The sequence below is a fragment of the Plantibacter sp. M259 genome, assembly GCF_006065115.1.
Taxonomy (GTDB): Bacteria; Actinomycetota; Actinomycetes; order Actinomycetales; family Microbacteriaceae; genus Plantibacter; species Plantibacter auratus.
This window is the reverse complement of the sequence record NZ_CP040750.1, coordinates 4,235,370-4,247,342: the sequence shown is the minus strand read 5'-3', so window position 1 is coordinate 4,247,342 and position 11,973 is coordinate 4,235,370. Positions and strand designations below refer to the sequence as shown.

At 67.5% G+C, this 11,973-nt stretch carries 9 protein-coding genes; 8 read left to right on the top strand and 1 reads right to left on the bottom strand.

What is annotated here, in order from left to right; translation table 11 throughout:
* The first annotated feature begins 131 nt into the window (after window positions 1-131).
* The 4 genes from dnaE (at window position 132) to FGL15_RS19825 (ending at window position 6,550) form a co-directional block, all read left to right on the top strand.
* The gene (gene dnaE, locus FGL15_RS19840; protein ID WP_194718966.1) at window positions 132-3,596 is read left to right on the top strand and encodes a DNA polymerase III subunit alpha; all 3,465 of its coding nucleotides are present in this window, start codon (window positions 132-134) and stop codon (window positions 3,594-3,596) included.
* A gap of 61 nt (window positions 3,597-3,657) precedes the next feature.
* Window positions 3,658-5,028 carry a histidinol dehydrogenase gene (gene hisD / locus FGL15_RS19835; RefSeq protein ID WP_138947128.1) on the top strand — a complete coding sequence of 457 codons (1,371 nt, stop codon included), beginning with the start codon at window positions 3,658-3,660 and terminating at the stop codon, window positions 5,026-5,028.
* Window positions 5,028-5,510, top strand: a complete 483-nt coding sequence (gene nrdR, locus FGL15_RS19830) for a transcriptional regulator NrdR (protein ID WP_064296987.1) — start codon at window positions 5,028-5,030, stop codon at window positions 5,508-5,510. Before hisD ends, nrdR begins: the two co-directional genes overlap by 1 nt.
* Before the next feature lie 2 nt (window positions 5,511-5,512).
* Window positions 5,513-6,550, top strand: a complete 1,038-nt coding sequence (locus FGL15_RS19825) for a quinone-dependent dihydroorotate dehydrogenase (protein ID WP_138947127.1) — start codon at window positions 5,513-5,515, stop codon at window positions 6,548-6,550.
* A gap of 69 nt (window positions 6,551-6,619) precedes the next feature.
* On the opposite strand, the gene FGL15_RS19820 is transcribed toward FGL15_RS19825, so the two are convergent.
* Window positions 6,620-7,219, bottom strand: coding sequence for a DUF3043 domain-containing protein (locus tag FGL15_RS19820; protein WP_064296985.1), 600 nt, complete (start codon window positions 7,217-7,219; stop codon window positions 6,620-6,622).
* A 43-nt stretch (window positions 7,220-7,262) separates the two neighbouring features.
* Between FGL15_RS19820 and FGL15_RS19815 the strand changes: the two genes are divergently transcribed.
* The 4 genes from FGL15_RS19815 to ctaD all read left to right on the top strand — a co-directional run bounded on the left by FGL15_RS19815 (window position 7,263) and on the right by ctaD (window position 11,969).
* Window positions 7,263-8,708 carry a dipeptidase gene (locus tag FGL15_RS19815; protein WP_138947126.1) on the top strand — a complete coding sequence of 482 codons (1,446 nt, stop codon included), beginning with the start codon at window positions 7,263-7,265 and terminating at the stop codon, window positions 8,706-8,708.
* Window positions 8,709-8,814: 106 nt separating this feature from the next.
* A complete protein-coding gene (gene erpA / locus FGL15_RS19810; RefSeq protein ID WP_064296983.1) occupies window positions 8,815-9,180 on the top strand; it encodes an iron-sulfur cluster insertion protein ErpA in 366 nt (121 codons plus the stop codon).
* A 162-nt stretch (window positions 9,181-9,342) separates the two neighbouring features.
* On the top strand, window positions 9,343-10,245 hold the full coding sequence (coxB, locus tag FGL15_RS19805) for a cytochrome c oxidase subunit II (RefSeq protein WP_079706003.1): 903 nt from the start codon (window positions 9,343-9,345) through the stop codon (window positions 10,243-10,245).
* Window positions 10,242-11,969, top strand: coding sequence for a cytochrome c oxidase subunit I (ctaD, locus tag FGL15_RS19800; RefSeq protein ID WP_138947125.1), 1,728 nt, complete (start codon window positions 10,242-10,244; stop codon window positions 11,967-11,969). The genes coxB and ctaD overlap by 4 nt, the downstream gene beginning before the upstream one ends.
* Window positions 11,970-11,973: the final 4 nt, after the last annotated feature.

Below are 11,973 nucleotides of genomic sequence, written 5' to 3'. Positions count from 1 at the left end.
GTGACGGTTAGGCTGGATCACAGACCACCTCGGCGTCCGCGCCGAACCCCACAGCACGATCCCCGGAGGCGCCGTCCGTGCCCACGTCCACCGATTCGTTCGTCCATCTGCACGTCCACAGCGAGTATTCGATGCTCGATGGAGCAGCCCGCGTGAAGCCGCTCATCCAGGCCGCGGTCGAGCAGGGCATGCCCGCCGTCGCCGTGACCGACCACGGCAACATGTTCGGCGCCTTCGACTTCTGGCGCACGGCGACCGATGCCGGAATCAAGCCGATCATCGGGACCGAGGCGTACATCACCCCGGGGACCGCGCGCGGTGACCGGACGCGGATCAAGTGGGGCGACGGCGGGGGGGACGACGTCAGTGGCGCCGGCGCCTACACGCACATGACCTTGCTCTCGGAGACGACCGAGGGGATGCACAACCTCTTCCGGCTCTCGTCGAAGGCGTCGATCGAGGGGTACTACTTCAAGCCGCGCATGGACCGGGAGATCCTGAGCCAGTACAGCGCCGGCCTCATCGCGACGACCGGCTGCCCGAGCGGCGAGGTGCAGACGAGACTCCGTCTCGGCCAGTACGACGAGGCGGTCAAGGCCGCTGCGGACTTCCGCGACATCTTCGGCGCGGAGAACTACTTCTGCGAGATCATGGACCACGGGCTCGGGATCGAGCGCCGGATCATGGCCGACCTCATCAGGCTGTCGAAAGACCTCGGTCTCCCGCTCCTCGCGACGAATGACCTCCACTACACGCACGCCGCGGACGCCAAAGCGCACGCCGCCCTCCTCTGCGTGCAGTCCGGTTCCACGCTCAACGACCCGAACCGCTTCAAGTTCGACGCCGACGAGTTCTACCTGAAGTCCGCGGACGAGATGCGCCGGCTGTTCCGCGAGTACCCCGAGGCGTGCGACAACACCCTCGCGATCGCCGAGCGCTGCGACGTCGCCTTCGACACTTCGGCCAACTACATGCCGCGCTTCCCCGTGCCGGAGGGGGAGAACGAGGAGAGCTGGTTCATCAAGGAGGTCGAGACCGGGCTGAACCTGCGGTACCCGAACGGGATCCCCGCCGACGTCCGCGAGCGCGCGAACTACGAGACGCGCGTCATCGTGCAGATGGGCTTCCCCGGGTACTTCCTCGTCGTCGCCGACTTCATCCAGTGGTCGAAGCGCAACGGCATCCGCGTCGGGCCCGGTCGTGGTTCCGGCGCGGGTTCCATGGCGGCGTACGCGATGCAGATCACCGATCTCGACCCACTCCGCCACGGGCTCATCTTCGAGCGGTTCCTCAACCCCGACCGCGTCTCGATGCCCGACTTCGACGTCGACTTCGACGACCGCCGCCGCGGCGAGGTCATCAAGTACGTCACCGAGAAGTACGGCGACGAGCGCGTCGCGCAGATCGTCACGTACGGCACCATCAAGGCCAAGCAGGCGCTCAAGGACTCGTCGCGCGTCCTCGGCTTCCCGTTCGGCATGGGCGACAAGCTGACGAAGGCCATGCCGCCGGCGGTCATGGGCAAGGACATCCCGCTCGAGGGCATCCTCGACACCAAGCACCCGCGGTACAAGGAGGCGGTCGACCTCCGTGGCATCCTCGACACCGACCCGGAGGCGCGGACCGTCTTCGAGACCGCGCTCGGCATCGAGAATCTGAAGCGACAGTGGGGCGTCCACGCGGCCGGCGTGATCATGTCGAGCGACCCGCTCATCGACATCATCCCGATCATGAAGCGCGAGCAGGACGGCCAGATCGTCACGCAGTTCGACTACCCGGCGTGCGAGTCCCTCGGGTTGATCAAGATGGACTTCCTCGGGTTGCGCAACCTGACGATCATCAACGACGCCCTCGACAACATCAAGAGCAACCGCGACATCGAACTCGTCCTCGAAGACCTCGAACTCGACGACCGCGGTGCGTACGAACTCCTGTCCCGAGGCGACACCCTCGGGGTGTTCCAGCTCGACGGCGGACCGATGCGCGCGCTGCTGCGCCTCATGAAGCCCGACAACTTCGAGGACATCTCGGCGCTGATCGCCCTGTACCGGCCAGGGCCGATGGGCGCGAACTCGCACACGAACTACGCGCTGCGGAAGAACGGCCTGCAGGAGATCACCCCGATCCATCCGCAGCTCGAGGAACCGCTCTCCGAGATCCTGTCGACGAGCTACGGCCTCATCATCTACCAGGAGCAGGTGATGGCGATCGCGCAGAAGGTCGCCGGCTTCTCCCTCGGGCAGGCCGACATCCTCCGTCGTGCGATGGGTAAGAAGAAGAAGTCCGAACTGGACAAGCAGTTCGAGGGCTTCTCCGGCGGCATGGTCGCGAACGGCTTCTCGATGGAGGCCGTCAACAAGCTGTGGGAGATCCTCCTCCCGTTCTCGGACTACGCGTTCAACAAAGCGCACTCCGCCGCGTACGGGGTCATCTCCTACTGGACGGCGTACCTCAAGGCGCACTACCCGGCCGAGTACATGGCCGGTCTGCTGACGAGTGTCGGCGACTCCAAGGACAAGATGGCGCTCTACCTCAACGAGTGCCGCCGCATGGGGATCCAGGTCCTGCCACCCGACGTCAACGAGTCCATCGGGTTCTTCGCCGCAGTCGGGGAGGACATCCGGTTCGGTCTGGGTGCCGTCCGCAACGTCGGTTCGAACGTCGTGGAGCTCATCCGGCAGGCACGCGAGCGCGAGGGCCGGTTCACCTCCTTCCACGACTTCCTCCGCAAGGTGCCGCTGCCGGTGGCGAACAAGCGGACCATCGAGTCGCTCATCAAGGCCGGCGCGTTCGACTCAATGGGCGACAGCAGACGTGCGCTCTACGAGATCCACGAGGACGCCGTCGACTCCGTCGTGAAGGACAAGCGTGCCGAGGCGTCCGGGAGCATCGGCTTCGACTTCGACAGCCTGTTCGCCGAGGTCGGCGAGGTTCCGCTCGCGAGCGTCCCCGCGCGTCCCGACTGGAGCAAGCGCGACAAACTCAACTTCGAACGGGAGATGCTGGGGCTGTACGTCTCGGACCACCCGCTGGCCGGACTCGAGATCGAGTTGGCGAAGCACGCCACGACGACCATCACCGACCTCATGACCTCCGAGGGCATGGACGGCGAGACCGTCGTGATCTCGGGGCTCGTCACGAGTGTCCAGCACCGGATCGCGAAGGCCTCCGGCAACCAGTACGGCATGATCCAGGTCGAGGACTTCGGCGGCGAGATGACCGCCATGTTCATGGGCAAGGCGTACCAGGAGTTCGCCTCCGAACTCGTCGGCGACTCGATCGTGGTGGTCCGCGGACGGGTCAGTGTCCGAGACGACGGGATGAACCTCCACGCGTACAGCATCTTCTCGCCCGAACTGCCCGAGGCCGGTGCCGACCGTATGCTCCAGCTGTCGATGGCCGACGCCCGGGCGACGACCGAGACGGTGACCACGCTCAGCGACGTGCTGACGCGGCACGCGGGATCGACCGAGGTGCGATTGAAGCTCATCCGAGGCGAGATCGCGCGGGTGTTCGAGCTGCCCCATCGCGTCAGCCTCTCGTCCGGACTCTTCGGCGAGCTGAAGTCCCTGCTCGGCCCGAACTGTCTCGGCTGACCCCGCTCGGGCGCGGGCGGCAGCCGGGACGGACCGCTGCGGACGATAGGCTGTGACGGCCATGATCACCACCATTGACCTCAGGGGAGTGCGGCCGAGCCGCACCGAGCTCCTGGACATGCTGCCCCGTCCCGTCGTCGACATCACCGCGGCAGCGCATGCCGCTCAGGCGCTGATCGACGATGTCCGATCGGACGGTTCCGAGGCGCTTCTGACGCAGGCGGACCGGTTCGACGGGGGACGACCTGAGCGGATCCGTGTCCCACAGGCCGAGATCGACGCGGCCGTCACGGCACTCGAGCCCGCCGTGCGCGCCGCGCTCGCGGAGGCCATCGACCGCGTCCGGACCGCCACCAGAGCGCAGGTCCCGCCGGAGCGCACGACCGAGCTCGGTGACGGCGCGACCGTCGTGCAGCGCTGGGCACCGGTCGGTCGTGTCGGCCTCTACGTCCCGGGCGGGAAGGCCGTCTACCCGTCGAGTGTCGTCATGAACGTCGTGCCGGCCCAGGAGGCCGGCGTCGGCTCCGTGGCGCTCGCTTCGCCCCCGCAGCGCGAGTTCGGCGGCCGCGTCCACCCGACGATCCTCGGCGCCGCCGGGCTGCTCGGGGTGACCGAGGTCTACGCCATGGGCGGCGCCGGAGCGATCGGTGCGTTCGCCTACGGGGTACCCGACCTCGCCCTCGACCCGGTGGACGTCGTGACCGGCCCGGGCAACATCTTCGTGGCGGCCGCCAAGCGCCTCGTGAAGGGGCAGGTGGGGATCGACGCCGAAGCCGGGACCACCGAGATCCTGGTCATCGCGGACGCCGGCGCCGATGCCCGGCTCGTCGCAGCCGACCTCGTCAGCCAGGCGGAACACGACGAGGCGGCGGCATCGCTGCTCGTCACCGACAGCGCGGCGCTCGCGACCGCGGTGGAGGAGTGGCTGCAGCGGTACGCCGCAGGCACACGTCACGGAGCGCGCGTCGTCGAGGCCCTGGGCGGGCCGCAGTCTGCGATCGTGCTCGTCGACGACCTCGAGGCGGCCGTGGCGTTCAGCAACGCATACGGGCCCGAGCACCTCGAGGTGCAGACCCGCGACCCGGAGTCGCTCCTCGGCGCCATCACGAACGCCGGCGCGATCTTCCTCGGCGACCACACCCCGGTGAGCCTCGGAGACTACCTGGCCGGGTCGAACCACGTCCTCCCGACGGGCGGCCAGGCACGGTTCTCCTCGGGCCTCGGAGCGTTCACCTTCCTCCGGCCGCAGCAGGTCGTCCGGTACGACGAACCGGCGCTCCGTCAGGTCTTGGCCCACATCGTCGCCCTCTCGGGCTCGGAGGACCTGCCGGCGCACGGCGAGGCGGTGACGGCCCGCTTCGGGCTCGTCGATGCCGAGATCCGAGAGGCGGAGGACGCCACCGCCCCCACCACCCCCGAGGGAGCCCGCTGATGTACTGCCCGTTCTGCCGCCACCCGGATTCCCGGGTGATCGACTCACGCACCAGCGACGACGGACTCGCCATCCGCCGACGTCGGCAGTGCCCCGAGTGCGGGAGGCGCTTCAGCACCATGGAGACCTCGAGTCTCGGCGTGATCAAGCGTTCGGGCGTGGTGGAGCCCTTCAGCCGGGAGAAGGTCGTGAGCGGTGTCCGCAAGGCCTGCCAGGGTCGCCCGGTGACGGACTCGGACCTCGCCGTCCTGGCTCAGCGGGTGGAGGAGTCCATCCGGGCCACCGGCGCGTCGCAGATCGACGCGAACGACATCGGACTGGCGATCCTCGCACCGCTGCGGGAGCTGGACGAGGTCGCGTACCTCCGCTTCGCCAGTGTGTACCAGGCCTTCGAATCGCTCGACGACTTCGAGTCCGCGATCGCGCTGCTCCGCGTCGAGCACGCTTCCGGTGCCGCCCCCGTGCCGTCCGAGGAGCTCTGACCGTGTACCGCTTCCTCTTCGCTCAGGTGCTGTCCAAGCTCGATCCCGAACGCGCACACCACCTGGCCTTCGACGTCATCCGTTCGCTTCCCGCCACCGGCCTCGGCCCCGTCATCAGGCGCTGGACGGCGCCGCGACTCGACCAGTCGGTGGAGACGCTGGGGCTGCGGTTCGAGACCCCGTTCGGTGTCGCCGCCGGCTTCGACAAGGACGGCAAGGGCGTCCTCGGCCTCGGACTCCTCGGGTTCGGCCATGTCGAGGTGGGTACGATCACGGCGATCCCGCAGCCGGGCAATCCCAAGCCCCGACTGTTCCGACTCATCGCCGATCGGGCGGTCGTCAACCGCATGGGCTTCAACAACGGGGGAGCCGACCAGGCCAGGCGTCGGCTCGAACGGACCGCACGGGTAAGCCGCCGACCCGTCCTGGGCGTGAACATCGGCAAGAGCCGTGTCGTGGACGTCGCCGACGCCACAGCCGACTACGTCCGGAGCGCGACGCTCCTCGCACCCGTGGCCGACTACCTCGTCGTCAACGTCAGCTCGCCGAACACCCCGGGACTCCGCGGCCTCCAGGAGCTCGACCAGCTTGCACCGCTGCTCGAGGCCGTCCGCGCCGCCGCCGGTTCGACGCCGTTGCTCGTCAAGATCGCACCCGACCTGAGCGATGCGGAGGTCGACCGCATCGCAGAGCTGGTCGTGGAACTCGGCCTGGACGGCGTCATCGCGACGAACACGACCATCTCGCGTGACGGGCTGACCACCGATCCCGCCATCGTCGAGGCGGCTGGGGCCGGCGGACTGTCCGGTGCGCCGCTGGCGGCTCGCTCGCTCGACGTCCTGCGGCGCATCCGGGCCATCGTGCCTCCGGAGCTGTGCGTCATCTCGGTCGGTGGCGTCGACACCGCCGAAGACGTCCGGGAGCGCCTGGCCGCAGGAGCAACTCTCGTGCAGGGGTACACGGCGTTCCTCTACCGCGGACCGTTCTGGGCGAGGCACATCAACCGCGGGCTCGACCGACTGGCCCGAACGGGCCGCTGATCGGCATCACGCGCCATCGACGACGAACGCCCGCCGGTCTGGGACCGGCGGGCGTTCGTCGTTCGAGGACTACTTGTTGGGGAACTGGCCGCGCTTGACCTGCGGCTTCGGCAGGCGGAGCGGGCGCAGCTGCAACGCGCGCATGGCGGCGTACCAGCGCACGCCCCGCTCGTCCTGCCCGAACTTCGCCCGCAGCGCCTTCCGGACGCGGAAGCCGAGGAAGAAGCAGTCGGCGATCGCGATGATGAAGAACACCCAGAGGGTGAGCATGCCGTAGACCTGGATCTCGGGCACCGGCATGAAGGTGAGGATGATCACGAGGAACATCACCGGGATCATGAACTCACCGATGTTGAACCGGGCGTCGACATAGTCGCGGACGAACTTCTTCTGCGGACCGCGCTCACGCGCCGGGAGGAACTTGTCGTCGCCGGCGGCCATGCCGGCCTGCGCACGCCGCCGTGCCTCGGCCTGCTGCGCCTTCGCCGCCTTCGAGGCCTCCTTGCGGTCGGAGGGGACGAGCGGACGCTTGTTCTGCGCCTCGCGTTCCGCCCGAGACGGGGTCGGTCGACCCTTCGCCTCCTTGGCGCCGCGCGCGAGGCGCTCAGCCGTCTGCGCTGCGGTCTCGACGATCGGCTCTGATGCCGGGGTGCTCTGCTGTTTGGCCACGATGGAACGTCCTTGATTCGGGGATTCCCTTAAGATTACTCGCATGACGACAGGTACCACGACGGAATCGACCCAAGACCCACGCAACGACCAGGAAGTCCTCGATCGGCTGCGCGAATCCGTCGCCGGTGCGTTGCCGTCGTCGATCGCCGATCTGTCGGCGCTCGTCCGCATCCCCTCGGTGTCGTGGTCGGCGTTCGACGCGGCCGAGGTGGCGCGGAGTGCCGAAGCGGTCGCGGAGCTCGCCCGCGGTCTCGGTGTCTTCGACGAGGTCTCGGTGCGCCGGTCCGCCATTGACGGCGGATCGGAGCTCGGACAGCCTGCCGTGCTGGCCCGCCGCGAACCCCGGAACGGCCGACCGACGGTGCTGCTCTACGCGCACCACGACGTCCAGCCCCCCGGAAGCGACGACAGGTGGGACTCGCCGCCGTTCGAGCCGACCGTCCGCGACGGCCGCATCTACGGACGGGGCGCGGCGGACGACAAGGCCGGCGTCATGTCCCACATCGCCGCGATCCGGGCCGTCACCGAGGTCCTCGGCTCCGACCTCGACCTCGGGATCGTGCTGTTCATCGAGGGCGAGGAGGAGTTCGGCTCGCGGTCCTTCGGCTCCTTCCTGGAGGAGCACCGCGACACCCTCGCGGCGGACGTGATCGTCGTCGCCGACAGCGACAACTGGGACGAGCGGACGCCAGCGCTGACGATCGGTCTGCGCGGCAACGTCACGTTCCGGCTGCGCGTGAAGACTCTCGACCACGCCTCCCACTCCGGGATGCTCGGGGGAGCGGTGCCGGACGCGATGCTGGCCACGGTCACCCTGCTCGCGACGCTGTGGGACGCGGACGGTTCGGTGGCGGTCGACGGACTCACCTCGCACGACGCCGTCACCCCGGAGTTCGACGAGGCGCAGCTCCGCGCCGAGTCCGGACTGTCCGAAGGCGTCTCGCCCATCGGCCGCGGCTCCATCCTCAGCCGGATCTGGTCGCAGCCCGCGATCACCGTCACGGGCATCGACGCACCGTCGGTGGCCAACGCCTCGAACACGCTCATCCCGGAGGTGTCGGTGCGCATCAGTGCGCGGATCGCCCCCGGGCAGGATCCGGCCGAGGCCTACCGTGCACTCGAGGCCCACCTCCTCGCCAACAGCCCGTTCGGCGCGCAGCTGACGATCGACGAGGTCGACCAGGGGAGCCCGTTCCTCGTGGACACGAGCGGTTGGGCCGTCGCCGAGGCGAAGCGCGCCATGGCCGACGCCTGGGAGGTCGAGCCCGTGGAGACTGGTGTCGGCGGATCGATCCCGTTCATCGCCGACCTCGTCCGGGTCTTCCCGGACGCCCAGATCCTGGTCACCGGTGTCGAGGACCCGCATTCGCGCGCCCACAGCCCGAACGAGTCGCTGCACCTCGGCGTCTTCCAGAAGGCGATCCTCACGGAGGCGGTGCTGCTCGCCCGCCTGGCGGCCGCACCCCGTCCGTCCTCCGACGTGTAGCCGGCGACGGACGCACCGCCGAAACCACGGGGTGCGTCCGGCGCGGCAGGCGGTAGAATCTCCCACAGGCGTCGACCCGGCGCCGCCAGACCTCGCGAGGAGCATCATGAGCGACACCATCCTGACCGAGACCAAGATCGACGCGGCTCACGGCGTCGGCCTGTCCGACACGGCGGCTCAGAAGGTCAAGAGCCTCCTCGAGCAGGAGGGTCGCGACGACCTCCGTCTCCGCGTGGCCGTCCAGCCGGGTGGGTGCTCGGGCCTCATCTACCAGCTGTACTTCGACGAGCGCATGCTCGACGGCGACGCCACGGTCGACTTCGACGGTGTCGAGGTGATCGTCGACAAGATGAGCGTCCCCTACCTCGACGGCGCCAAGATCGACTTCGAGGACACCATCCAGAAGCAGGGGTTCACCATCGACAACCCCAATGCCGAGGGCAGCTGCGCCTGCGGCGACAGCTTCCACTGAGCCAGATTCTTCCTGAAGGGGAAATTACCCGGTCGCGGGTGGTTTCCCCTTCGTCATTCCGGTCACGATCCCGCACCGCGGACGCGAATGGTCCGGCGTTCACCGCCCATCCCCACTAGACTGGGGGGCGATCCACAGGTGTGTATTCGAAAGGTTTCAGAGGTGCGCTCGACTCGTCGTCTCAGATGGGCTGCCATTCCGGTCGCAGCCACACTCGCCATAGTCCTGGCGGGTTGTACGCAGGCGGAACTGCATGGTTACCTGCCGGGATTCGTCGAGGGCGAATCTCCCGTCACGAACCACACGGACCGCATCGCGGGCCTGTGGGTGACGGCATGGCTGGTGCTGCTCGCAGTCGGTGTCATCACGTGGGGGCTCATCATCTGGGCCGTCATCGTGTACCGACGCCGCAAGGGGCAGACCGGTCTCCCGGTCCAGCTGCGGTACAACATGCCGATCGAGATCTTCTACACGATCGTCCCGCTCATCCTGGTCCTCGGCTTCTTCGCCTTCACGGCACGCGACCAGAACGCGATCGAGACCCAGTACGAGGATCCCGACGTGGCCATCGAGGTCTTCGCCAAGCAGTGGGCGTGGGACTTCGTGTACGACGAGGCCGTCAACGGCCAGGACGTCTGGACCGCAGGCGTGCAGGCCGATGAGAAGCCCGGTGGCGTCATCGACCAGGACGCACTCCCCACGCTCTACCTGCCCGTCGGCAAGACGGTGAAGATCGCGCTGCAGTCGCGAGACGTCATCCACTCCTTCTGGGTCATCGACTTCCTCTACAAGAAGGACATGATCCCGGGCAAGACGAACTACATGTCCTTCACCCCTGAGCGCGAGGGCACGTACGCCGGCAAGTGCGCCGAGCTCTGTGGCGAGTACCACTCGCTCATGCTCTTCAACGTGAAGGTCGTCTCGCAGGCCGAGTACGACAAGCACCTCGAAGACCTGGCGGAGTCGGGCAACATCGGCGACTACGGCACGGAATACGATCGCAACAGCAACCTCCCCGGCACCAAGGCGCCGGCAGGTCTCGAAGAGCACGGAGACGGGGAATGACCTCCACCACGCTTCCCGCAGGCCAGGCGAGCGTCGTCGGACGCACCTCGGTCGAGCGCAAGGGCAACATCCTGGTCAAGTGGATCACCTCCACCGACCACAAGACCATCGGGTACATGTACCTGATCGCCTCGTTCATCTTCTTCTGCCTCGGCGGCGTGATGGCGCTCATCATCCGCGCCCAGCTCTTCGAGCCCGGCGGCACGATCGTGGAGACGAAGGAGCAGTACAACCAGCTCTTCACGATGCACGGCACGATCATGCTCCTCATGTTCGCGACGCCGCTCTTCGCCGGCTTCGCGAACGCGCTCATGCCGCTGCAGATCGGCGCACCGGACGTCGCCTTCCCACGTCTGAACGCCTTCGCGTTCTGGCTCTACGCCTTCGGTAGCCTCATCGCCGTCGGTGGCTTCCTCACCCCGCAGGGTGCCGCCGCCTTCGGCTGGTTCGCCTATGCGCCACTGTCGAGCACGACGTTCTCGCCAGGGCTCGGAGGCAATCTCTGGGTCCTCGGACTGGCGCTCAGCGGCTTCGGCACCATCCTCGGTGGCGTCAACTTCATCACCACGATCATCACGATGCGCGCCCCCGGCATGACGATGTTCCGCATGCCGATCTTCACGTGGAACGTCCTCGTGACGTCCATCCTCGTCCTGATGGCGTTCCCGGTGCTCGCGGCGGCCCTCTTCGGCCTCGCAGCTGACCGCGTGTTCGACGCCCACATCTACGACGCGGCCAACGGCGGTGTCATCCTGTGGCAGCACCTGTTCTGGTTCTTCGGGCACCCCGAGGTCTACATCATCGCGCTGCCGTTCTTCGGCATCGTGTCCGAGATCTTCCCGGTGTTCAGCCGTAAGCCGATCTTCGGCTACAAGACCCTGATCTACGCGACGATCGCGATCGCGGCGCTCTCCGTGACGGTGTGGGCACACCACATGTACGTCACCGGATCGGTGCTCCTGCCGTTCTTCGCCCTCATGACGATGCTCATCGCGGTTCCGACCGGCGTGAAGATCTTCAACTGGCTGGGCACGATGTGGCGCGGTTCGGTCACCTTCGAGACCCCGATGCTCTGGTCGATCGGCTTCCTGATCACCTTCGTCTTCGGTGGACTCACCGGTGTCATCCTCGCTTCGCCGCCGCTCGACTTCCACGTCTCCGACTCCTACTTCGTCGTGGCGCACTTCCACTACGTCGTGTTCGGCACGGTCGTGTTCGCCATGTTCGCCGGCTTCTACTTCTGGTGGCCGAAGTGGACGGGCAAGATGCTCAACGAGAAGCTCGGCTACTGGCACTTCTGGCTGCTCTTCATCGGCTTCCACACGACGTTCCTCATCCAGCACTGGTTGGGCGTCGTCGGGTTCCCGCGCCGCTACGCGACGTACTCGCCTGAGGACGGCTTCACTTGGATGAACCAGCTGTCGACCGTGGGCTCGTTCATCCTCGCCATCTCGCTGCTGCCCTTCTTCTTGAACGTGTACATCACGATCCGGAAGGCTCCTCGAGTCACCGAGGACGACCCGTGGGGTTACGGTGGATCGCTCGAGTGGGCGACCAGCTCGCCCCCGCCGCGTCACAACTTCGTCTCCATCCCGCGCATCCGCTCGGAGCGCCCGGCCTTCGACCTCCACCACCCCGAGGTCGGTATCCCGGTCGGCGTCGGTCCCGCGAAGGACGCGCCTGACGCACCCACGCTCGACATCGACGCCGGAAAGGTGAAGTAGCCGC

Excerpts from the sequence above, each read along its gene's own strand:
- FGL15_RS19815 (WP_138947126.1), top strand. The coding sequence starts at position 7,263 with ATGACGACAGGTACCACGACGGAATCGACCCAAGACCCACGCAACGAC.
- hisD (WP_138947128.1), top strand. The coding sequence starts at position 3,658 with ATGATCACCACCATTGACCTCAGGGGAGTGCGGCCGAGCCGCACCGAG.
- ctaD (WP_138947125.1), top strand. The coding sequence starts at position 10,242 with ATGACCTCCACCACGCTTCCCGCAGGCCAGGCGAGCGTCGTCGGACGC.
- erpA (WP_064296983.1), top strand. The coding sequence starts at position 8,815 with ATGAGCGACACCATCCTGACCGAGACCAAGATCGACGCGGCTCACGGC.
- nrdR (WP_064296987.1), top strand. The coding sequence starts at position 5,028 with ATGTACTGCCCGTTCTGCCGCCACCCGGATTCCCGGGTGATCGACTCA.
- dnaE (WP_194718966.1), top strand. The coding sequence starts at position 132 with ATGCTCGATGGAGCAGCCCGCGTGAAGCCGCTCATCCAGGCCGCGGTC.